This is a genomic window from Thioalkalivibrio thiocyanoxidans ARh2 (genome assembly GCF_000385215.1).
Classification (GTDB): domain Bacteria; phylum Pseudomonadota; class Gammaproteobacteria; order Ectothiorhodospirales; family Ectothiorhodospiraceae; genus Thioalkalivibrio; species Thioalkalivibrio thiocyanoxidans.
The window spans coordinates 1-21978 of the sequence record NZ_ARQK01000030.1; the positions used below are offsets into that span (position 1 = coordinate 1).

Genomic DNA, 21978 nt, shown 5'->3' on the forward strand with positions numbered 1-21978 from the left:
GCTTTTGCGTGCGAACAAGGCGCGGTGACCGCCGTGCAGTCATTCTGCACAAGGGAGCCGCAACGCCGTGCGCGCGCAAAAGCGGCCGAGCCCCTGCATTCAATAGCTTGTGGGGTTGGTGCCCCAGGTTCCCCGATCCTGCGTTGCGGTCCTTGCCGGTAGAACCACTACCGGCTGCGCACCGCGCCTTGTCTCGGAAAACCTGGGGTATCAACGCGAACGTGTGCATGAATCAGTGTTCCCCTCAGGTAGCGGCCTGAGGATAGCTCCCCAGCACCTTGACGGTATCGGCGGTCTCGCGCAGCTGCTCCAGACAATCGCGGATCGCCGGATCCTTCTGGTGCCCCACCAGGTCGAGGAAGAACACATAGGTCCACTGAGTGCAGCGCGAGGGGCGCGACTCGATCCGAGTCAGGCTGATGCCGGCCTCGGCGATCGGCTTGAGCAGTGCATACAGCGAGCCCGGGCGGTTGGCCGTACTCAGCATGATCGAGGTCCGATCCGCGCCACTCGGCTCGGTCGCCGCGGTGCCGATAATCAGAAAACGCGTGGTGTTGTCCGCGCGATCCTCGACATGCTGCACCCGCAGGGGAACGCCATAGTGCTCGGCGGCCACGCGGCTGGCGATTGCCGCGCTTTCCGGGTCTTTGGCCGCCACCTCCGCCGCCCGTGCGTTGGAGGACACCGCCTCGCGCTCCGCATGCGGCAGGTGCGTATCCAGCCACTGCCGGCACTGGGCCAGCGCCTGGGCATGCGCGCGGACGCGCCGAATCTGGCTCAGGTCTTCCGCCTGCGCGAGCAGGTGATGATGAATTGGTGTCACCACCTCGCCACAGATCTGCAGCGTGGAGTCCATGAAGCAGTCCACGGTGTGGGTGACCACCCCCTCGGAGCTGTTCTCGATCGGCACCACACCAAAATGGGCGCGCCCAGCTTCGACTGCGCCAAATACCTGATCGATCGAGGTCAGCGGGGTCGCCTGCACCGCGTGACCAAAGTGTTTGCGCGCCGCGAGATGGGTAAAGGTCCCCTCGGGGCCCAGGTACGCGACCGTCAGCGGATGCTCGAGCGCCAGACACTCGGACATGATCTCCCGGAACAGCCGGACGACCGCCTCGCCGGACAACGGCCCGGGGTTTTCGTCGCGCACGCGCCGCAGGATCTCGGCTTCGCGCTCCGGACGGTAGAAGACCGGGTTCGGCTCGACATCGCGTTTGACTCGCGCCACGGCCTCGGCACAGCGGGCCCGCTCACTGAGCAACTCCAGCAACTGCCCGTCCAGCGCATCGATTCGATTGCGCAAAGACCCGAGGTCTTCCGCCCCCATGGTGGCTCTCGGCGATGACCCCTTCTCTGTCACGATCTACAGCACCCGCGCACGCAGTACGCCATCAATCTGCCGCAATGCGTCCAGCGTGGAGGGGTCGGGCGTCCCGTCCACATCCAGCAGGGTATACGCCAGGTCTCCACGGGAATCATTCATCAGGTGCAGGATGTTCAGGTTAGATTCGCCCAGTACATGCGAGACCCTTGCCACCCGATCCGGGAGGTTGCGATTGACCACTGCGATCCGGGTATCCCCCTTGCGGTCCAGCACCAGGGTCGGCAGGTTGACGGAATTCACCACATTGCCGTTTTCGAGATAGTCCCGGAGCTGGTCGGCAATCATCACCGCACAGTTCTCTTCCGACTCGGTCGTCGAGGCGCCCAGGTGCGGCAGCGTGATGACCCGCGGGTGGCCCAGCATAGTCGGTACCGGGAAATCCGTGATGTAGGCGTGCAGGCGCTCGGCATCGAGCCCTTCCCGCACGGCCTCGTCGTCGACGATGCCCTCGCGCGCCAGGTTCAGGACCATCGCGCCTGGGTTCATACCCTCCAGGCCCTTGGCATTGACGATATGGCGAGTGTTCTCGGTCAGAGGAACATGGACCGTCACCGCGTCCGCACCTTCCAGTGCCGCCTCCACCGAGCGCGCCCGCTCGATGTCCGAATCGAGGCGCCAGGCGTTCTCGACCGTGACCTTGGGATCGAAACCGACCACCTCCATACCCAGGGCCTTGGCGGCATTGGCCACTCCGACCCCGATGGCACCCAGGCCCAGTACGGCGAGCTTGCGTCCGGGCAGCTCGAAGCCGGTGAACCGCTTCTTGCCGTGCTCGACCGCGGCCATGAAGTCGTCCTTGCTCGGATCCAGCTCCTGCACATAGCCGGCCGCCGGAAGCAGGTTGCGAGCGCCCAGCAGCAGGCCGGCGATCACCAGCTCCTTCACCGCATTGGCATTCGCTCCGGGGGCATTGAACACCGCGACCCCGCGATCGGACAGCTCCGCGACCGGGATGTTGTTCACCCCGCTGCCGGCACGCCCCACGGCCAGCACGGAGTCCGGGATGTCGATATCGTGGAGGTTGAACGAGCGCAGCATCAATGCGTCGGGCTGGTTGATGTCCGAGGCGACCTCGTAACGGTCACGAGGAAAGCGATCGAGTCCTCGTATGGCGATGTTGTTGTAGGTCTGAATCCGGTACATCGGTGCCCTCCGTGATCGGTTCGGGGGAGTATCGCAATCAGGCGTGGCGGTTTTCGAAATCCGCCATGAACTCGATCAGATCGTCCACTGCACTTTCCGGTACGGCGTTGTAGATGCTGGCACGCATGCCGCCCACCGAGCGATGCCCCTTCAGCGACGACAGCCCGGCGGCATCGGCCTCGTTCAGGAACGTTCCATCCAGGGAATCGTCCGCGAGGATGAAAGGCACGTTCATCCACGAGCGCGCATCCGGCTCGACCGGGTTGCGATAAAACGCCGAGTTGTCCACGAAATGATAGAGCTTCTCGGCCTTGCGCTGGTTGATTTCGGCCATTTTCTCCAGCCCGCCCTGCTCCAGCAGCCACTCGAACACCAGCCCCGCCAGGTACCAGCCGAAGGTCGGCGGCGTGTTGTACATGGAGTCGTTTTTCGCCTGCAGCGCCCAGTCGACCACCGCCGGCAGGTTCGCATTCGATTCCTTCTCCAGCAGATCGTTGCGAACGATCACAACGGTCAGCCCGGCGGGGCCGATATTCTTCTGCGCGCCGGCATAGATAACGCCGAACTTTGATACGTCGATCGGGCGCGAGAGGATGGTGGAGGACATGTCCGCCACCAGCGGCACGCCACCGACATCCGGAACCTCGTGGAACTCCACGCCGCCGATCGTTTCATTCGGGGTGTAATGCACGTAGGCCGCATTCGGGTCGAGATTCCAGCTGTCGCGCGGCGGGATGGAGGCGTAGCCATTCGCCTGGGAGCTGGCAACGATGTTCACCGGACCGAACTTCTGGGCCTCCTTGATCGCCTTGCCCGACCAGGCCCCGGTGTCGATGTAGTCCATCGGCTTGCCGCCCGGCTGCAGGTTCATCGGGATCGCCGCGAACTGGCCGGTCGCCCCGCCCTGCAGGAACAGCACGCTGTAGTTGTCCGGGATGTTCATCAGCTTGCGCAGATCCTGCTCGGCCTTCTCGGCGACCTCCATGAACGGCTTGCCGCGATGGCTCATCTCCATCACGGACATGCCCGCACCATGGAAATCGATCAGCTCGTCGCGCGCCCGTTCCAGGACGGCCTGCGGCAGGGCGGCCGGCCCCGCGCTGAAGTTATGCACTCGGCTCATTCCGGATCTCCGTTGTCCGTCGTGTTCTGAGTAGATTCCGGGGTGTCTTCTTCCCCCGTGTCGTCCTCGTCCTCGCCCTGCAGCTTCTCGACCCGGGCCAGTTCCACCAGACGCTCGCCCTCGTCCAGACGGATCAGCCGCACGCCCTGGGTGTTGCGCCCGATCAGCGGGATCTGGTCCACCGGCGTGCGGACCAGTGTTCCTCCCGTGGTAATCAGCATCGCCTCGTCGTCTTCCAGCACCCGCGCGGCGCCGACCAGCGGCCCGTTGCGCCCTTCGGTCTGGATCGCGATCACGCCCTGTCCGCCGCGACGGTGGACCGGGAATTCGTCAAAGCGGGTACGTTTGCCGTAGCCGTTCTCGGTGGCCAGCAAGGCCGCCCCCTCGGCGACGTTCAGCAGCGCTATCACGCGATGATCCGACTCCATGCGCACGCCGCGTACACCGCAGGCGGTACGCCCCATCGGCCGCACGTCGTCCTCCGAGAAGCGGACCGCCTTGCCCGCCGTGGTGATCAGCATCACGTCCATCTGGCCGTCGGTCAGCGAGACGTCCACCAGGTAGTCGTCGTCACGCAGGTCCACCGCGATAATCCCGGTGGAGCGCCGGCGCGAGAAGTCCGTCAGCGGCGTCTTCTTGACCGTGCCGCGCGCCGTGACCATGAACACGTAATGATCCGGGTCGTACTCGCGCACCGGCAGGATCGCATTGATGCGTTCGTCCGATTCCAGCGGCAGCAGGTTGACGATCGGCTTGCCGCGCGAGGCGCGCGAGCCCTGTGGCAGCTCGTAGACCTTCAGCCAGTACACGCGGCCGCGGCTGGAGAAGCACAGCACCGTGTCATGGGTGTTCGCGACCAGCAGCCGGTCGACGAAATCCTCTTCCTTGAAGCTCGCGGCCGCCTTGCCCCGCCCACCACGGCGCTGCGCGCGGTAATCGGCCACCGGCTGGTACTTCACGTAGCCGGCATGGGAGAGCGTCACCACGACGTCCTCCTCGCCAATCAGGTCTTCCAGCGTCAGGTTCGCCTGGCGTTCACGGATCTCGCTGCGGCGTTCGTCTCCGAACTGTTCGGCCACGGCCAGCAGCTCGTTGCGAATCTCCTGCTGCAGCCGCTCGCCGGAGCCGAGGATATCGAGCAGGTCGTCGATCAGGTCCAGCAGCTCGCGGTATTCGTCGAGGATCTTGTCCTGCTCCAGCCCGGTCAGGCGGTGCAGACGCAGGTCCAGGATCGCCTGGGCCTGAGCCTCGGACAGGCGATAGCCGTCGTCGCCCACGCCGTATTCCGGCGCCAGGTCTTCCGGCCGCGACGCGCTGGCGCCGGCCCGGTCCAGCATGTCGCTGACCACACCCAGCGGCCAGCTGCGCGCCAGCAACCCCGCCTTGGCCTCGGCCGGATTGGAGGCGGCCCGGATCAGCTCGATGACCGGGTCAATGTTCGCCAGTGCGATCGCCAGGCCTTCCAGGATATGGGCCCGCTCGCGCGCCTTGCGCAGGTCAAAGATGGTGCGGCGGGTGACCACCTCGCGGCGATGCCGCAGGAAGGCCTCCAGCACCTGACGCAGATCCAGCACCTTGGGCTGGCCGTCGACCAGCGCGACGATGTTGATGCCGAAGACATTCTGCATCTGCGTATGCATGTACAGGTGGTTCAATACCACCTCGGCCATCTCGCCGCGCTTGAGCTCGATGACCAGACGCATGCCGTCCTTGTCCGACTCGTCGCGCAGCTCCGAGATGCCGTCGATGCGCTTTTCCTTGACCAGCTCGGCGATCTTCTCGGTCAGGCGGGCCTTGTTCACCTGGTACGGGAGTTCGGTGACGACGATCGCCTCGCGCTGTCCGCCCTCCAGCGGCTCGACATGCGAGCGCGCCCGGATCAGCACCCGGCCACGACCAGTGCGATAGGCCTCGCGCACGCCTTCCACGCCGTTGATGATCCCGGCCGTCGGGAAATCGGGGCCCGGCACGTGCTCCATCAGGCCTTCGATGGAGATCTCGGGGTCATCGATCAGCGCCACACAGGCGTTGATCACCTCGCGCAGATTATGCGGCGGGATGTTGGTCGCCATCCCCACCGCGATCCCGGCGGAGCCGTTGACCAGCAGGTTGGGAAACTTGCTCGGGAGGACCGCCGGCTCCTGTTCGGAGCCGTCGTAGTTGTCGATGAAATCGACCGTTTCCTTGTCGATGTCGGCCAGCAGTTCGGCCGCGATGCGCGCCATGCGCACCTCGGTGTAACGCATGGCCGCCGGGGAGTCGCCGTCAATGGAGCCGAAGTTGCCCTGGCCGTCGGCCAGCATGTAGCGCATCGAGAACGGCTGCGCCATGCGCACGATGGCGTCGTAGACGGCGGAATCGCCATGCGGGTGGTACTTACCGATCACGTCACCGACCACGCGCGCCGACTTCTTGTACGGCTTGTTGTAATCGTTGCCCAGCTCGCGCATCGCGTAGAGCACGCGGCGATGGACCGGCTTGAGGCCGTCACGGACATCGGGGAGGGCCCGGCCCACGATTACGCTCATCGCGTAATCGAGGTAGGACTGCTGCATCTCGTCTTCGAGATTGACCGGGAAGATTTCCTTGGCAAATTCAGCCATCGAGGGTTACGCCGTCCGTCTGAACAAGCTCGCGATCATACCACAGGGGTAACCACTGGGGCCTAGCGAATGGCCCTGAAATCGCTCCTCTGTGGCTCTCAGCCGAGGGCTGCGCGTGAAACGGGCTAATGTTGCCTTGTCAGTCTTCGAGAACGGCGTCCTGAGCCGCCGCCGCTCGCTGCCGCAGCTCTGCCAATTTGTCATGGTCGGGCGCCTCGACTACGCCATGCTCCGTCACGATCGCATCGATCAGGTGCGCCGGCGTCACGTCGAACGCCGGGTTGTAGGCGCGTGCACCGGCAGCAGCCACGCGGGTCCCGGCGAGTGCCAGCACCTCGTCTTCGGCCCGCTGTTCGATCGGGATGCCGTCGCCGTCGGGCATGTCGAAGTCGATGGTCGACAATGGCGCCGCGACCATGAATCGGACCCCGTGGGCACGCGCCAGCAGGGCCAGTCCATAGGTCCCGACCTTGTTCGCCACATCGCCATTGGCCGCAATGCGGTCGGATCCCACAATCACCCAGCCCACGCGACCGGAACGCAGCAGGCTGGCGGCCGCCCCTTCGCACAGCAGCTGTACCGGGATACCGTCATGCACGAGTTCCCAGGCGGTCAGGCGACTGCCCTGGAGCCACGGGCGGGTCTCGTCGGCAAAGACCTCGGTAATCCGCCCGTCGTCCCAGGCCGCGCGGATCACGCCCAGCGCGGTACCATAGCCCCCGGTGGCCAGCGAACCCGTATTGCAGTGGGTCAGCACGGCCCGTCCCGGCTCGATCAGACCGGCTCCGTGGCAGCCCATGCGGCGATTGCCCGCGATGTCCTCGTCCAGCATCTGCCGGGCCGCGGCCGTGGTCGCCTCAATCGCGGCCTCCAGATCCGTCGCGGCATCGACCTCCCGCGCCATGCGGTCCAGGGCCCAGAAGAGATTCACCGCCGTAGGCCGCGCGGCGCGCAGGCGCTCCATGTCCGCGGCCACCCGTTCGCGCCAGCCGGCCTGCCCGCGAGCCTTCCGGCACGCCAGCACGACCCCGAACGCGGCCGTGATCCCGATCGCGGGTGCGCCGCGCACGACCATGTCGCGGATTGCCGCGGCGACCTCGCCAGCATCGGTATAGCACTGGCGCACGGTCTCGTCCGGCAGCAGGCGCTGGTCCAGCAGATAGAGGTTGCCGTCTTCAAACCGAATCGGGCGGATCGTGTCCGAGCTGTACTGTGTCATGGACCCATTCTATCAGGGCACCGATGGAGGACCGAGGCCATCCCGGTTATCGGACGCCGATAAATGCCAGAACCGAGTACGCGATCGCCCCGTGGCCGGAATTTGATCGAGTTGCGCGCTGGTCGTGACCAGTGCCCCGCTCTGCCCGGTCTCGTAAAGCGGTATGCCCCGCTTTTCGAGCCGTTCCCGTGCCTCGTCGGGCAGTCCCGCCCCGTCTGCGGTGGTCGCAGCCCAGACCTGACTGGGCGGGAAACGTGCCAGCCAATCGTCGTGCAAGGCGCGCGGACTGGAGGTCCTCGGCGCCACCAGCAAGTCGACTGAAAACCCCGCGTTCTCTCGGCGCATCACCGCCTCGCCAAGGCTATCCAGCCCGCCCATCATCAACAGGGTGGCATCTTTGCCCTCCACCTTGAGCACGCAGGACGCGGAAGCCTCGCTATTCCAGCCGGGCGGCGGATGAAGCACTTCGAAACGCACGCCGTCCCAGGTCCACTGCTGCCCTTGTTCGCACACCCCGTCGGAGCGGGGGTTCGCAGAGTTGCGGCGCAGCACACGCCCCACGGGCATTTGTTCGCGCACCGCCGCCACGCCCCCCGCGTGGCCACTGTGCTCGTGTGTCACCATCAGGGCATCCAGCGACTGGATTCCACTCGTGCGCAGAGCCGGCACCACGATCCGGTCGCCCGCGCTGAACCCGCCTTCCCGTGCCGGACCTGCATCGATCAACAAGGTGTGGCGCCGGGTCTGCACGATGGTGGCCTGCCCCGCTCCCACGTCCAGGGCCTGGACGCGCCACTGCCCGGCTGCCAGATCCGGTCGCAAGGGTGCCGCCAGCGCAATCGCGGCCATCGCGATCCAGGGCGTCATTCGCCGTGCCAGCGGTTGCAGCGCCAGGAGCACGGACACCGCCCCCAGCAAGGCCGCGGCGACTGGCACATGGCGCTGATCCACCAGAACGGGGATCCCGGCCAGGGCCTCGAGCGTCATCACCAGCAGTGCCAGCAAGCCATCCGCCACCCCAAGCGGCAGCCCGCCGGCGGCCGGCCACCACCAGGCGAGCAAGGCCCCAATCAGCAGTAATGGGAGGATCAGCAGCGTCACCGTGGGCACCGCGACCAGGTTCGCCACGGGTGCGACCCAGGACCCCAGCTGGAACCAGGCCAGGCTGAGCGGCAGCATGGCCAGCGCCAGGACGACCTGGATACGCATGCCCTCGCGCCATCCGGTCGCTCCAATCCGCCCCTGCAACAACAACAGGATCACGGCGACCGCGCCGAACGAGAACCAGAATCCCGGCGCCAGCACGCTTGGCGGATGCACGATCAGCACCAAGGCGGCGGCCAGGGCCAGTGCCCGCCAGGCGACGCCCTCCCGGCGGGACAGCAGTGCGAGCGTGAATGCGACCAGCATCAGCAAGGCCCTCTGCGTCGGGATGCTGAAACCGGCGAGCACAGCGTAACCCGTGGCGGCCACGAGCCCGACCACACACACGAACAGCCAGCGCCGAATCCGTCGCAGCGGCGCGACCACGGACCACAGCCATCCCGCAATGCCTCCGGCAAACCCGGCCACCAGGGCCACGTGCAACCCCGAGATTGCCATCAAGTGATTGGTTCCAGTGCGGAGGAACGCCTGCCACTCGCTTTCGGTCATGGCTTGGCGATTGCCGATGACCAGGGCCTGCACGAGGCCCGGGTGGCGTAGATCCGGGGCAGCGTGTTCCAGTCGATCCTGCATCCGGGCCCGAAGACTGTGCATGACCACGCGGGCACTCGCTCGGCATTCTGCGGCTTTCATTGGCGTCACCAAGCGGGCGACGGCGCTTCCGTGCAACCCCTCGCGATAGAACCAGGCGGCCGCATCGAATGCCCCCGGGTTGCGGGGGCCTTCCACACCACGCAACCGCAAGTCCAGCCGCAGGTGATCCCCCACCCGGATTGCCGGTCGCGCCGGGAAGGCACTCACCTGGAGTCTGCGTCCTTCCAGGTCCAGTCCGGGGGCGCCCTGCACGGTTTCCGACACCCGCACACGGAACCGACTGCGTCGCTCGTCGTGCTCCGGCAAACCGATCACCTGCGCCCGCACCGAGACTTCTACGCCCGACCACTCGGGGCCGAGGACCTTGTCCGACCAGGCCGCGGCATGCGGGGGCGCCAGCCACGCCCCCGCGAGCAGACCCAGCGAGGCCGCCGGCAGCCAGGCGAACGAGGGCGCCCATCGCGCCGTCCAGAACCAGGCCAGTGCGACCATCGCCGCAACGACGGGAACGAGTACTGTGAATGGGCCCGCGAGAACGGCGGGCGGCACAGGGACCTGATGGAGTCCCCATATCCCCGCCATCAAACCCAGCACCGCGGCCATCATCGCACGCGGTACCATCCGCGAAGCGCAGGAATCCTCTCCCCAGGGGTCAGTCCTAGCAGGTAGGATGCACGCCCAGGCTTGGGCCCGCGAGAGTCCCACAGGCACCCATAGACATGGCGAAGCACATCATCAGAAGGCTGTTCCCCGGCATGGAGGGCGTGCGCGGCCATCGCGCGCTCTCGCCGCTGGGGCCGCGCCTGCGGTCTCCGGATCTGTGGCATCTGAACCGCCGCTCCGTGGCTGGTGCGTTTGCCGTCGGGCTGTTCGTGACCTTTCTGCCCATCCCTATGCAGATGCTGGTCGCCGCGATCGTCGCGCTGATTGTGCGCGTCAACCTGCCCATCTCGGTGATCCTGGTCTGGATCTCCAACCCGATCACCATGCCCCCCATGTTGTATATGGCCTATACGGTGGGCCGCAAGCTGCTGGGGGAACCGCCCCGCGATGTCCATCTCGACTGGAGCTGGGAATGGTTCAGTACCGAGCTGCTGACCATCTGGCAGCCGCTGCTGCTCGGCAGCCTGCTGTTCGCGACCCTGGCCAGTCTGTCCGGCTATCTGCTGGTGCGCGTGCTGTGGCGGGTCAACGTCGTGCAGCGCCTGCGCACCCGGCGCGCATTGCGACGATTGCGACAGGAGCGCCAGAAGGACAAGGCGGAAAACGACGATTCGGGCTGGTAGCCGGCGCGCCACAAACGCCGACTGGAAGGTTGGGATGCCGCTGCTCGGTGTTCCCGAGCGGGCGGGTCACTCGCCAGCGAGCTGGCCGTGGAAGTGCTCGTGTTCCAGATGCCCCTTGACCAGCTGTACCGACCGATCGAGCTCGCGCGCCAGGGTGATGTCATGGGTCACCAGCGCCAGGGCCGTGCCGGTAGAACGGTTCATCTCGCGCAGCAGCGCAAACACATGCTGGGCACGCTCCTGATCCAGGTTTCCGGTCGGCTCGTCGGCCAGGATGGCGGACGGCCGTGTGACCAGCGCACGCGCGATCGCCACGCGCTGGCGCTCGCCACCCGACAGTTCCGCCGGCTTGTGCGCACCGCGGTGCCCAAGGTCCACCTGGCCGAGCCAGTGCTCCGCCTCCTGCCGTGCCCGGCGGCTGGAGGCTCCTCGGATCAGCAGCGGCAGTGCCACGTTCTCGACGGCCGTCAGTTCGGGCAGCAGGTGATGGAACTGGTAGACGAATCCCAGATGCTGGTTGCGCATGCGCCCCCGACGCGCCTCGCTCATGCGGGACCACTCCTGGCCCAGTAGACGGACCTTGCCCGCCGTGGGCTGATCGAGCCCTCCAAGAAGATGCAGCAGCGTACTCTTGCCGGAGCCGGAGGCGCCGATAATCGCCGTCTGGTCGCCCGGCTCCAGCCGGAAATCGACCCCCTGCAGCACGGCCACGTCGAGCTTGCCGTCACGAAAGCGCCGCTCGACCCCCTCGGCCTCCAGTACTGGCATGGTGGCTTCAGTCATGGCGCAGGGCCTCCGCCGGTTGCGTACGGGCGGCGCGCCAGGCCGGGAACAGCGTGGCCACGACGGTCAGCAGGAAGGCCAGCCCCCCGACCCGGAAGACATCCGAAGCTTTCAGTTCCGAAGGCAAGTCACTGATATAATAGACATCCGCTGCCAGGAATTCGATGCCCATCGCGCGTTCAATGAACGGCACCACGACGTCGATATTGAGCGCCAGCGCGACGCCGGCGATCGAGCCGAGCAGGATACCGATCGCGCCGATCACCACCCCCTGGACCACGAACACCGCCATCACCCCCGAGGGGGATAATCCAAGGGTTCGCAGAATCGCGATATCCCCCTGCTTGTCGGTCACCAGCATGATCAGGGTGGAAACGATGTTGAAGGCGGCCACGGCGACGATCAGGGACAGGATGATGAACATCACCATCTTCTCGATCTGGATCGCGCGGAACAGATTCGCATGCTGGCGTGTCCAGTCGGACACCCGGAACAGCCCGTCCAGCTCGCTGGCCACCTCGCGCGAGATCACGCCGGCCCGCATCATGTCCGTCAGACGCAGGCGCAATCCGGTGACGTTCTCGCCGGTCTGGAATACGGCCTGGGCATCCTCGAGGTGAATGAACGCCGTCCCGCGGTCGTATTCGTACATCCCCACCTCGAAGATGCCGGCCACCTCGAAGCGGCGCATCCGCGGCATCACCCCGGCCGGAGAAACCGAGGCCTGTGGCGCCATCAGGATCAGAGAGTCGCCCACGCGCACGCGCAGCTCCGTCGCCAGTTCACGGCCCAGCACGATACGATAGGCCCCCGCCTCCAGTTGCCCGAGACGGCCCTGGGTCATGTGTTCGCCGATCCGCGCCACGCGCTCCTCGGATTCCGGCTCCACCCCGCGAATCAGCGCGCCGGAGATGTTCCCGGTCGCACTGAGCATGGCCTCACCCTGGACGTACGGCGCGGCCGCCAGTACCCGGTCGTCGATCGTCTCGACCTGGTCCTTCAGTGATTCCCAATTGCGCAGACCGCCGTTCACATCCTGGATGGTCGCGTGCGAGGCCATTCCCAGGATGCGATCGCGCAGTTCGCGTTCGAAGCCATTCATCACCGAGAGCACGGTGATCAGCGCCATCACGCCCAGCACCAGCCCCAGGATCGAGACGACCGAGATAAAGGAGATGAAGTGATTACGCCGCTTGGCGCGCGTATAGCGCAGACCGATGGCGAGCGGGAGCGGGCGGAACATCGGGAAATCATGCCAGAGTTACGCGTGCGCGCCTATCCCCAATGCCCCGGCGATCGCTCACGGGAGGCACGTGCGCGAGGATGTCGCTACCATGTACGTTAACGACCGCGAGCCACCGGAGATTCGTCTCATGCAAGGGAATCATGCAAAGCCAATGCTCACCTGTCCGCGCAGCCTGACCGCCGCATCCGCCGTGGCCATGCTGCTCGCGACCACGGCACTCGCCACCTTCGTCCCAAGCGAGGCGCATGCCGAGATCCTGCGGGGCACAGACGGAGACTTCCAGGTGCAGACCCGCGACGGGCTTCCCGAGCGCGGACAAAGCCAGTCCAGCGTCCGCGGGCAGCACGGCGAACCCGCCCAGCGCCACCCGACGGTCGGTGATCCCCCGATCACGCGCTGGGACTACGACGACTTTTCCGTGGTGTTCGAGGGCGAATACGTACTGCACAGCATCGTGCACGGCGAACAGACCCCGCGTCGGCCGTGACGGATGGCGCATCCCCCTCCAATACCCGGCGTCTACCAGCAGAGTGGGAACCCCAGGCCGGTGTTCAGCTCACCTGGCCGCATGACGGTACCGACTGGGCCCCGATACTGGATCAGGTCCATCCTGTCTTTGCCACGCTCGCGGCCGCGATCAGCCGCTTCGAGCCGGTGGTCATCGTCGCGCGCGACCCGGAGCACATCGAAGAGATCTCCGGCTTCCTGGTGGAGGCCGCCATCCGTAACGACCGCCTGTGGTTCGCGCTGGCCGACTCCGACGACACCTGGGCCCGGGACCATGGCCCGATCACCGTAGTGGAAGGCCCTCGGCCTCGCCTGCTGGACTTTGCGTTCAACGGCTGGGGCAACAAGTTTCCGGCCGCACGCGACAACGCGATCACCGCCACACTGGCCCAGCAGGGCGTCTACGGCCCAAACGTCCCGGAGCCTATCGCAATGGTCCTGGAGGGTGGCAGCATCGAGTCCGACGGCGACGGCACCCTGCTGACGACCACTCAATGCCTGCTGCAGCCCACACGCAACCCGGATCTGGACAAGGCCGCGATCGAACGCCGCCTGCATGACCACCTGGGAGCACAACGGATCCTGTGGCTGGAGCATGGCCACCTCGAAGGGGACGACACCGACAGCCATATCGACACCCTCGCCCGCTTCTGCAGCCCGGACACCATCGCCTATGTCCAGTGCGACGACCCCGACGATCCGCATCACGGCGAACTGGCGGCCATGGAGGAGGAGCTGCGTTCGTTGCGCCAGGCCTCCGGCGAGCCCTACCGGCTGATCCCTCTCCCCTGGCCTCGCCCGCACTACGGTCCCGACGGCCAGCGCCTGCCAGCAACCTACGCCAACTTCCTGATCATCAACGATGCGGTCCTGATGCCGGCCTATGACGATCCCGCCGACGCCATCGCGCTCGATCGTCTCACCGAGGCCTTTCCGGGACGTGAGATCGTGGAAATCGACTGCCGGGCCTTCATCCGGCAAGGTGGCAGCCTCCATTGCCTGACCATGCAATATCCCAGGGGTGCCCTTGGCATCCCGGAAGACTGATCCGCTATGACGACCGATACCCTGCCCGTGGCCCTGATCCAGCACCGCGATGCCGGCAGCGCCGAGGCCAACCTGGGCGCGACCGCCCAGGCCGTGGCCGAAGCCGCGGCAGGGGGTGCCCGCCTGGTCGTGCTGGCCGAGCTGCACACCGGCCCCTACTTCTGCCAGACCGAGGACCCGAGCGTGTTCGACCGGGCCGAGGCCATCCCCGGCCCATCCACCAAACGCCTGGGACAGATCGCCCGTGACAACGCCGTGGTGCTCGTGACCTCGCTGTTCGAGCGCCGGGCGGCCGGCGTCTACCACAACACCGCAATCGTCTTCGAGGCCGATGGCCGCCCGGCGGGTCTGTACCGCAAGATGCATATCCCGGACGACCCCGGCTATTACGAGAAGTACTACTTCACCCCCGGTGACACCGGCTTCGTCCCGATCGACACCTCGGTAGGGCGGCTGGGCGTGCTGGTCTGCTGGGACCAGTGGTATCCGGAGGCCGCGCGTATCATGGCCCTGTCCGGGGCCCAGTGCCTGATCTACCCGACCGCCATAGGCTGGGACCCGCGCGACGAGGCGGGAGAGCAGACGCGCCAGCGCGAGGCCTGGATCACCGTCCAGCGTGGCCATGCGGTCGCGAACAACCTGCCGGTCCTCGCCTGCAATCGCACCGGGCACGAAGCCGATCCGTCTGAAAGCAGCCCCGGGGCGCGGTTCTGGGGCACCAGCTTCGTCGCGGGCCCGCAGGGCGAGTTCCTGGCGCAGGCGGGCGAGGATCAGCCCGAGATCCTCCGCGCCACCCTGGACCTGGGCCGCACCGAGGCGGTTCGCCGCATGTGGCCCTTCCTGCGCGACCGTCGCATCGACGCCTACAGCCCGATTCTCAAGCGCTACATCGACCGCGCGGACTGACCAATTCAGCATCTCCCCGACGGGGTTCCCGCCGCGACCGGGATCGAATCCGTATAATGCCGGGCCGTTTTCCCGGATCGCCGACACTGCATGTCCGAACAGCCGCGCAACCCGCTACAACCCGGTCGCTTTCCCGGCGACGGCTTCGAGATCTGGTCGGGGCTCAATGCCTCGGTCGCTCCCCTGGCACTCGCCCGCGCCGCCGCATCGGCCGAATGGCCGCTGCTGGTCGTCGTCGAGTCGAACGAGGCCGCGGACCGCTGGCAGGAGGAGTGGGACTTCTTTGGTGCCGGGCTCGACCTGCCGGTCATGCGTCTGCCCGACTGGGAGACCCTGCCGTTCGATGTCTTCTCGCCGCACGAGGACATCATCTCCGAGCGGCTGCGCACGCTGTATCACCTCCCCTCGCTGGAGCGCGGGATCATCCTGATCCCGGTCTCCACGCTGATGCAGCGCCTGCCCCCGCGCGACTGGCTGACCACCCAGGGCCTCTCCCTGCGCAATGCCCAGCGCCTGGACCGCATGCAGTTGCGGGAACGGCTGACGGAGGCCGGCTACAGCGCGGTCAACCAGGTCATCAGCCACGGCGAGTTTGCGGCACGCGGGGAGATCCTGGATCTGTTCCCGATGGGCGCCGAGGAGCCGGTGCGCATCGAGTTTCTCGACGACGAGATCGATTCGCTGCGCCATTTCGATCCGGAGACCCAGCGCTCCACGGAAAAGGTCGAAAGCGTCGAGATCCTCCCCAGCCACGAGTTCCCGCTGAACGAGGACTCCATCCGCGCGTTCCGCACCCGCTACCGCGAGCAGTTCAGCGGCGACCCCAGCCGCCACCCGATCTACCGGGACATCAGCGAGGGTCTGGTGCCCCCGGGCATCGAGGCCTACATGCCCCTGTTCTTCGAGGGCATGGACAGCGTGTTCGACTACGCCCCCCAGGCGCGGGTGGTACAGGTCGGCAATATCGCCGGCGCCGCGCAGGAGTATGCGCGCGAGATCGCCGACCGCTTCGAGCAGCTGGGCCACCAGGTGGAACGCCCCCTGCTGCCGCCGGAGCGCCTCTATCTCGACGAGTCGGCCCTGAACGAGGCCCTGCGGGCCCGCGCCGGCATTGCCCTGGGCGGCGAGCCGCCGCAGCCGCTGCCGGCGGACCGAGGCAGGACCGTGCCCTTTACCTGCGATCCCCTCCCCGAGCTGGGAATGGAACACGGCAAGGATGCCCCCGCCCAACGCCTGAAGCGCTTTGTCGGGGAACAGGAACGGGTCCTGCTCACCGCCGAGTCCGCCGGCCGGCGCGAGGCCCTGCTCACACTGCTGCGCGAGCAGGATATTCCGCACCACGCGGTCGAAGTCTGGGAGGACTTCCTGAGAGGCGAGCCCGGCCTGAGCGTGACCGTCGGTGCGCTGAGCGAGGGATTCCGGCTGCCCGACGGGATCGTGCTCGTGCCGGAGTCCGCCATCCTCGGCGAACGCGCGCGGCAATCCCGCCGGCGCAACCGTCCCACTCGCGATGCCGATGCCGTCATCCAGAACCTCAGCGACCTGACGATCGGGGCCCCGGTCGTCCACGAGGAACAGGGCGTGGGTCGCTACCTGGGCCTGCAGACGCTGGATTTCAACGGCCAGCCGTCGGAGTTCCTGACGCTGGAGTATGCCGATGGCGCCAAGCTCTATGTCCCGGTCTCCTCGCTGCACCTGATCAGCCGCTATACCGGCGCCGACGCGGAACACGCCCCGCTCCACCGCCTGGGCAGCGAGCAGTGGAACCGCGCCCGCCGCAAGGCCGCCGAGAAGGCGCGCGACGTCGCCGCCGAGCTGCTGGAGGTCCATGCCCGGCGCGCCGCCAAGCAGGGCACGGCCTTCGCCACCGAGACCCCCGAGTATCACGCCTTTGCGGCGGCCTTCCCGTTCGAGGAAACCGCCGACCAGCTCCAGGCGATCGACGCGGTACTGACCGACATGGCCGACACCCGCCCCATGGACCGCGTGATCTGCGGCGACGTCGGCTTCGGCAAGACCGAAGTCGCCATGCGCGCCGCATTCGTCGCCGTGCAGAACAATCGCCAGGTGGCCGTGCTGGTACCCACCACCCTGCTCGCACAGCAGCACCACCAGAACTTCAGCGACCGCTTCGCCGACTGGCCGGTGCGTATCGAGTCCCTGTCGCGTTTTCGCAGCACCAAGCAGCAGGCCGCCGTGCTCGAGGGGCTGAAGGAAGGCAAGGTCGATATCGTGATCGGCACGCACAAGCTCCTGCAGTCGAACCTGGACTTCTCCAACCTCGGGCTCGTGATCGTGGACGAGGAACAGCGCTTTGGCGTGCGTCACAAGGAGGCGCTGAAGAGACTGCGCGCCGAGGTCGACATGCTGACCATGACCGCGACGCCGATCCCGCGCACGCTGAACATGGCCCTGTCCGGGCTGCGCGACCTCTCGGTGATCACGACCCCGCCGCGCGAACGCCTGGCGATCAAGACCTTCGTCAACGAGTGGAACGACGCGATCATCCAGGAGGCCTGCCTGCGCGAGATCCGCCGCGGCGGCCAGGTGTACTTCGTGCACAACGAGGTCAACACCATCGAACGCATGGCGGAGCAGATTCGTGCGCTGCTGCCGGGCGCCCGCATCGGCATCGCCCACGGCCAGATGCGCGAACGCGAACTCGAACAGGTGATGCTCGACTTCTACCACCGGCGCTACAACATCCTGGTCTGCTCCACCATCATCGAGACCGGCATCGATGTACCCACCGCGAACACGATCGTGATGAATCGCGCGGACAAGCTGGGCCTCGCCCAGATGCACCAGCTGCGCGGCCGCGTCGGGCGCTCCCACCACCGGGCCTACGCCTACCTGATCACGCCGCCGGAGAAGGCCATGTCGGCCGACGCGCGCAAGCGTCTGGAGGCGATCGCCTCGCTGGAGGATCTCGGCGTGGGCTTCACGCTCGCCAGCCACGACCTCGAGATCCGGGGCGCTGGCGAGTTGCTGGGCGACGAGCAAAGCGGCCAGATCCAGGAAGTCGGCTTCTCGATGTACAACGACCTGCTCAACCGCGCGGTCAACGCCCTGCGCTCCGGCAAGATGCCCGAACTGGAGACCCCGGAGAGCCCCGGAACGGAAGTCGAGCTGGGGCTGCCCGCCCTGCTCCCGGATGCCTACGTGCCGGATGTGCACACACGCCTGATCCTCTACAAGCGCGTCAGCAGCGCCGAGAACAGCGATGCACTGCGCGAGCTGGAGGTGGAACTGGTGGATCGCTTCGGCCTGCTGCCCGATCCGGCGAAGGCCCTGTTCGAGGCCGCCCGCCTGCGGCTCAAACTGACGCCGCTGGGGATCCGCAAGCTGGAGCTGGGCCCGGCCGGCGGCCGCTTCGTATTTGGACCGAATCCCGAAATCGATATCGCCGCCCTGATCGAACTGGTGCAATCCGATCCGAATGCCTACAAACTGGACGGCCAGAAGGCTTTCCGCTTTTATGCCGATATGGAGACCCTGGAGGCCCGCTCGCAGGCCGTCCAGCGTCTGATTCACACCATCAGCCCGAAACAGCAGGCCGCCTGAATGCACGCCAAAGCCGATCGCCCCGACCCGAACCGCCGCAGGCTCGTCAGCGGCCTCGCCTTCCTGCCGCTTTTTGGACTGGGAACGACGGCCACCGCCCAGGTCGGCCGCCGCTACCGCATCGAGCTGGTCATCTTCGAGCACACGACCGCGGAAAGCCGCCGCCTGCAGCAGGAGATCGCGTCCGTACGCGAACCCAACCTGGCGGGATCGGAGCTGGGGGGCCGCATCTACCAGGATTCCCGGCGCGGGTTCGAGTTGCAGCGGGCCGCAAGCCGGGTCGAGGACTCCGGCGCCGGGCGGGTGATAGCACGTCTGGCCTGGGATCAGCTGGGGCGCGACCATACCGCCACGCCCTGGCTGAAGGTGCAGCAGGGCCGCCGCCTCGGGGCACGTCAGGCCGTGTTCGGCGACTCGGCCACCGCGGCCCAGCCGATTGTGGCGGACGAGGACCGCTACGAACTGGAGGGCCGGCTACGGGTATGGGTCGGGCGTTTCCTCCACCTGGAGACCGACCTCGTCTATCACATCGACCGCGACGGCTCCGAGCCGCTCGGGGTGACCGTGCGCGGCCACCAGCGCATGAACTCCGGCAGCCAGCTGTTCTACCTCGACCACCCGGTGGTCGGGATCATCGCCCGCGTGACGCGGCTGGACAGCTAGCGAGGACGGGAACAGGCAGTACCCCGCCGGCTTTCCCGTTCAGCGCCAGTTGGGCTTGGTCTCCATCGCCAGCCAGCTTTGCAGGGCCGACACGCCCAGGTCCTCGAACAGCAGTTGCAGTGCACCACGGCGCGGCTTGAACGTGACCATCTTCTCGATCCCGATCACATCGCGCGCGACCGACTGATCCGTCCCCAGACCATCGATCAGGCCCAGATCCACCGCGCGTTGCCCAGTCCAGATCAGGCCGTCGAACAGCTCCTCGTTTTCGGCCAGACGATCCCCCCGTCCCTGGCGGACCACATCGACGAACTGCTGGTGCAGGCCGTCCATCAGATCATGGATATGGCTCACATGACCCTCGTCGAGCGGCAGAAACGGATCCAGCAGGGCCTTGTTCTCCCCTGAGGTGAACAGCCGCCGTTCGACCCCAATGTTCTCCAGCAAATCCACCACGCCAAAGCTGTCCAGGCGCACCCCGATCGAGCCGACCATGCTGGCCTGGCTGGCGTAGATCTCGTCGGCCGCAACGGCGATGTAGTAGGCTGCCGAGGCCCCGATATCGGTGACGACCGCATAGACCGGGATGTCCTCGTGCTCGTCCTTCAGCCGCAGGATCTCGTCATGGATCGCGGCGGCCTGTACCGGACTCCCGCCCCCGCTGTTGATGCGCAGCATCACGGCCCGAGTGCCATCCGCTTCGAACGCCCGTTTTAGTGTCTTGTTGAGCTCTTCGGCGTTGGCCCTGGCACTCGACGCAATCAGCCCGTCGATCTCGACGACTGCCACGTGCTCCTCCGGCTCGCGGTCGTCCTCGAACCAGGCGGTCAAGCCCATATCGCCGCCCCGCACCAGGACCAGCAGGGCGAACAGATAGATGAACAGCAGCAGCTTGAAGAAGATGCCCCAGCGCCGGGCACGCCGCTGTTCCACCACCTGGGCCTGGACCAGGCGCTCCAGCGTCTCGCGCTCCCAGCCCGGCTTGTTCTCGTTCGACCAACCCATCGCTTGTCCTCAGTCCTCGGGAAGCGGCTCCGACTGCCGCAGGAGATCCAGCAGTTCCTTCAGGTCGCGGGCCACGGCCAGCGGGCGCTCGTCGCTCAGCCGGCGGTGATCGTGGACCCCATGTGTCACGGCCAGCGACGGGACGCCGGCGGCGCGAGCCATCTGCAGATCATAAACGCTATCACCGACCATCCGCGCCCGGGAACGTTCCACGCCGCAGCGCGCCATCACATGCTCCAGCATCACAGGGCTGGGTTTCGACGGATGCTCGTCCCCGCAGGCCGTCGCGACAAAACGCCCCATGAGGCCGGCGGCTTCCAGGGCCTGGTCCAGGCCCGCCCGCGACTTGCCGGTCGCCACGCCCAGCAGCACGCCGCGTTCGTCAAGCCAGTCGAGCAAGGGCTCGACATGCGCGAACAGGGGCGTCTCCGGCGCATCGGTGGCGCCCAGATAGCACTGGCGATAGGTGGTGGCGAACGCCCGCACGAACGCAGCGTCGGCGCCCGGAAACAGTCTCTCCACCGCAGCCTCCACGCCCAGGCCAATAATATCGCGCAGCTCGCTTTCCGCGGGCGCCTCGCGCCCCAGTGCCGCACAGGCCCGCTGCAGACAGTGAACAATCCGGCGTGGCGAATCCATCAGCGTCCCGTCCCAGTCGAATACGACCAGGCGCAGGGCATCCCCCTCCGGTGGCAGCAGTGTGTTCATCCGGACGCTTCGGGGCTTGCGAGCGCATCGAGGACCGACTGCAGCTCGTCCGGCAGCGGCGCGGAGTACACATGCGACTCGCCGGTCGAATCCTCATACTGCAGGGCCTGGGCGTGCAGGAACAGGCGCTTCAGGCCTGCCCGGCGCAGTACCCGGTTCGCATCGGGCAACCCGTAGTCATGATCGCCGCCGACGGGATGGCCGATCGCCTGGCCATGCACGCGGATCTGGTGGGTCCGTCCGGTACCGATCCGAACCTCAGCCAGTTGGAAGGACCCGTATCGTTCCAGCGGGACGAACTGGCTGATCGCCGAGCGCGCACTCTCGAGGTCGGCGTCCTCCCCCGAGCGCATGCGGCGTTTCCCGTCCTGGCCCCGACTGGAGGCAATCGGCTCGTCGCACACGATGGGCTGCTCGCCGGGAAATGCCCCGACCAGCAGCGCCAGGTAGCGCTTCTCCACACGCCCCTCGCGCAACGCCGCGTGAAAGTCCTGCAACCCCGAACGGGTCTTGGCCAACAGCAGGCAGCCGCTGGTCTCGCGATCCAGCCGATGCCCCAGCTCCAACTCGGAACCGGGACGCAACTGGCGCATCGCCTCGATGATCCCGAAGGCAAGGCCGCTGCCCCCGTGCACCGCGAGCCCAGAGGGTTTGTCGAGGACCAGGACCTGGTCGTCTTCAAACAGGATGGACCGCCGCAGACGGTCCAGAACCCCCGGGGGGATGTCGCGCTCGACGGCCTCGGGCCGATCCAGGTCCGGTATACGCACCTCCGAGCCGACGCTCAGCCGCTGGGTCACCTTGGCGCGGCGCCCATCGACCCGGATCGCCCCCTTGCGCACCAAGCGGTAGATCAGACTTTTGGGAACTCCCTTGAGTTCGCGCAGGAGGAAGTTATCCAGGCGCTGGCCATCCCCGCGCTCGGTGACCGAGAGCGTATGAGGCCCAGAGGGAGATTGCGGCTGACGGGGACGTGCTTTCATCGGGCGCGATCCTACCTCAGGCGCGCCATCCTAACCATGTACCCTGGCAT

The 21978-nt window shown here is 66.7% G+C and carries 17 protein-coding genes; 6 read left to right on the forward strand and 11 right to left on the reverse strand.

The features are described from left to right. Nucleotides 1–244: 244 nt before the first annotated feature. From pheA to G372_RS0101750, 6 genes are all read right to left on the reverse strand, one after another. The gene (gene pheA, locus G372_RS0101725) at nt 245–1327 is read right to left on the reverse strand and encodes a prephenate dehydratase (protein ID WP_019624248.1); all 1083 of its coding nucleotides are present in this window, start codon (nt 1325–1327) and stop codon (nt 245–247) included. Nucleotides 1328–1363: 36 nt separating this feature from the next. Beyond that, a complete protein-coding gene (locus G372_RS0101730) occupies nt 1364–2527 on the reverse strand; it encodes a 3-phosphoglycerate dehydrogenase family protein (protein WP_018864323.1) in 1164 nt (387 codons plus the stop codon). Nucleotides 2528–2564: 37 nt separating this feature from the next. Then, nucleotides 2565–3650 carry a 3-phosphoserine/phosphohydroxythreonine transaminase gene (serC, locus tag G372_RS0101735; protein ID WP_018864324.1) on the reverse strand — a complete coding sequence of 362 codons (1086 nt, stop codon included), beginning with the start codon at nt 3648–3650 and terminating at the stop codon, nt 2565–2567. Continuing rightward, a complete protein-coding gene (gyrA, locus tag G372_RS0101740; protein ID WP_019624249.1) occupies nt 3647–6253 on the reverse strand; it encodes a DNA gyrase subunit A in 2607 nt (868 codons plus the stop codon). Before gyrA ends, serC begins: the two co-directional genes overlap by 4 nt. 139 nt (nt 6254–6392) lie before the next feature. Beyond that, nucleotides 6393–7472 (reverse strand): S-methyl-5-thioribose-1-phosphate isomerase, encoded by a 1080-nt coding sequence (mtnA, locus tag G372_RS0101745; RefSeq protein ID WP_019624250.1) that lies wholly within the window; start codon nt 7470–7472, stop codon nt 6393–6395. Between the two features lie 12 nt (nt 7473–7484). Beyond that, nucleotides 7485–9836, reverse strand: coding sequence for a DNA internalization-related competence protein ComEC/Rec2 (locus G372_RS0101750; RefSeq protein WP_038070603.1), 2352 nt, complete (start codon nt 9834–9836; stop codon nt 7485–7487). Nucleotides 9837–9949: 113 nt separating this feature from the next. On the opposite strand from G372_RS0101750, the gene G372_RS0101755 reads away from it, so the two are divergent. After that, nucleotides 9950–10516 carry a DUF2062 domain-containing protein gene (locus tag G372_RS0101755; RefSeq protein WP_018864328.1) on the forward strand — a complete coding sequence of 189 codons (567 nt, stop codon included), beginning with the start codon at nt 9950–9952 and terminating at the stop codon, nt 10514–10516. Between the two features lie 66 nt (nt 10517–10582). Here G372_RS0101755 and G372_RS0101760 read toward each other — a convergent pair whose 3' ends face one another. After that, nucleotides 10583–11299 carry an ABC transporter ATP-binding protein gene (locus G372_RS0101760; protein ID WP_026279009.1) on the reverse strand — a complete coding sequence of 239 codons (717 nt, stop codon included), beginning with the start codon at nt 11297–11299 and terminating at the stop codon, nt 10583–10585. Beyond that, nucleotides 11292–12542, reverse strand: coding sequence for a lipoprotein-releasing ABC transporter permease subunit (locus G372_RS0101765; protein WP_018864330.1), 1251 nt, complete (start codon nt 12540–12542; stop codon nt 11292–11294). Before G372_RS0101765 ends, G372_RS0101760 begins: the two co-directional genes overlap by 8 nt. Before the next feature lie 154 nt (nt 12543–12696). On the opposite strand from G372_RS0101765, the gene G372_RS0101770 reads away from it, so the two are divergent. From G372_RS0101770 to G372_RS0101790, 5 genes are all read left to right on the forward strand, one after another. Beyond that, nucleotides 12697–13032, forward strand: a complete 336-nt coding sequence (locus tag G372_RS0101770) for a hypothetical protein (RefSeq protein WP_019624252.1) — start codon at nt 12697–12699, stop codon at nt 13030–13032. Then, nucleotides 13029–14099: an agmatine deiminase family protein gene (locus G372_RS0101775; protein WP_019624253.1), complete on the forward strand. Its 1071-nt coding sequence runs from the start codon at nt 13029–13031 to the stop codon at nt 14097–14099. Before G372_RS0101770 ends, G372_RS0101775 begins: the two co-directional genes overlap by 4 nt. A gap of 6 nt (nt 14100–14105) precedes the next feature. Next, nucleotides 14106–15005 (forward strand): carbon-nitrogen hydrolase, encoded by a 900-nt coding sequence (locus tag G372_RS0101780; protein WP_019624254.1) that lies wholly within the window; start codon nt 14106–14108, stop codon nt 15003–15005. Nucleotides 15006–15095: 90 nt separating this feature from the next. After that, a complete protein-coding gene (gene mfd, locus G372_RS0101785) occupies nt 15096–18569 on the forward strand; it encodes a transcription-repair coupling factor (RefSeq protein ID WP_019624255.1) in 3474 nt (1157 codons plus the stop codon). Next, nucleotides 18570–19232, forward strand: coding sequence for a CsiV family protein (locus G372_RS0101790; RefSeq protein ID WP_019624256.1), 663 nt, complete (start codon nt 18570–18572; stop codon nt 19230–19232). Between the two features lie 39 nt (nt 19233–19271). Here the strand turns inward: G372_RS0101790 and G372_RS0101795 are convergent, their stop codons facing one another. From G372_RS0101795 to G372_RS0101805, 3 genes are read right to left on the reverse strand one after another with little or no spacing between them, the layout of a single operon-like run. Then, nucleotides 19272–20237, reverse strand: coding sequence for a S49 family peptidase (locus G372_RS0101795; protein WP_019624257.1), 966 nt, complete (start codon nt 20235–20237; stop codon nt 19272–19274). A 9-nt stretch (nt 20238–20246) separates the two neighbouring features. Further along, nucleotides 20247–20945: an HAD family hydrolase gene (locus G372_RS0101800; RefSeq protein WP_018864337.1), complete on the reverse strand. Its 699-nt coding sequence runs from the start codon at nt 20943–20945 to the stop codon at nt 20247–20249. Next, complete coding sequence (locus tag G372_RS0101805) at nt 20942–21928, reverse strand: RluA family pseudouridine synthase (RefSeq protein WP_026340384.1); 987 nt, start codon at nt 21926–21928, stop codon at nt 20942–20944. The genes G372_RS0101800 and G372_RS0101805 overlap by 4 nt, the downstream gene beginning before the upstream one ends. Nucleotides 21929–21978: the final 50 nt, after the last annotated feature.

Excerpts from the sequence above, each read along its gene's own strand:
- pheA (WP_019624248.1), bottom strand. The coding sequence starts at position 1,327 with ATGGGGGCGGAAGACCTCGGGTCTTTGCGCAATCGAATCGATGCGCTG.
- G372_RS0101730 (WP_018864323.1), bottom strand. The coding sequence starts at position 2,527 with ATGTACCGGATTCAGACCTACAACAACATCGCCATACGAGGACTCGAT.
- serC (WP_018864324.1), bottom strand. The coding sequence starts at position 3,650 with ATGAGCCGAGTGCATAACTTCAGCGCGGGGCCGGCCGCCCTGCCGCAG.
- gyrA (WP_019624249.1), bottom strand. The coding sequence starts at position 6,253 with ATGGCTGAATTTGCCAAGGAAATCTTCCCGGTCAATCTCGAAGACGAG.
- mtnA (WP_019624250.1), bottom strand. The coding sequence starts at position 7,472 with ATGACACAGTACAGCTCGGACACGATCCGCCCGATTCGGTTTGAAGAC.
- G372_RS0101750 (WP_038070603.1), bottom strand. The coding sequence starts at position 9,836 with ATGATGGCCGCGGTGCTGGGTTTGATGGCGGGGATATGGGGACTCCAT.
- G372_RS0101755 (WP_018864328.1), top strand. The coding sequence starts at position 9,950 with ATGGCGAAGCACATCATCAGAAGGCTGTTCCCCGGCATGGAGGGCGTG.
- G372_RS0101760 (WP_026279009.1), bottom strand. The coding sequence starts at position 11,299 with ATGACTGAAGCCACCATGCCAGTACTGGAGGCCGAGGGGGTCGAGCGG.
- G372_RS0101765 (WP_018864330.1), bottom strand. The coding sequence starts at position 12,542 with ATGTTCCGCCCGCTCCCGCTCGCCATCGGTCTGCGCTATACGCGCGCC.
- G372_RS0101770 (WP_019624252.1), top strand. The coding sequence starts at position 12,697 with ATGCTCACCTGTCCGCGCAGCCTGACCGCCGCATCCGCCGTGGCCATG.
- G372_RS0101780 (WP_019624254.1), top strand. The coding sequence starts at position 14,106 with ATGACGACCGATACCCTGCCCGTGGCCCTGATCCAGCACCGCGATGCC.
- mfd (WP_019624255.1), top strand. The coding sequence starts at position 15,096 with ATGTCCGAACAGCCGCGCAACCCGCTACAACCCGGTCGCTTTCCCGGC.
- G372_RS0101790 (WP_019624256.1), top strand. The coding sequence starts at position 18,570 with ATGCACGCCAAAGCCGATCGCCCCGACCCGAACCGCCGCAGGCTCGTC.
- G372_RS0101795 (WP_019624257.1), bottom strand. The coding sequence starts at position 20,237 with ATGGGTTGGTCGAACGAGAACAAGCCGGGCTGGGAGCGCGAGACGCTG.
- G372_RS0101800 (WP_018864337.1), bottom strand. The coding sequence starts at position 20,945 with ATGAACACACTGCTGCCACCGGAGGGGGATGCCCTGCGCCTGGTCGTA.
- G372_RS0101805 (WP_026340384.1), bottom strand. The coding sequence starts at position 21,928 with ATGAAAGCACGTCCCCGTCAGCCGCAATCTCCCTCTGGGCCTCATACG.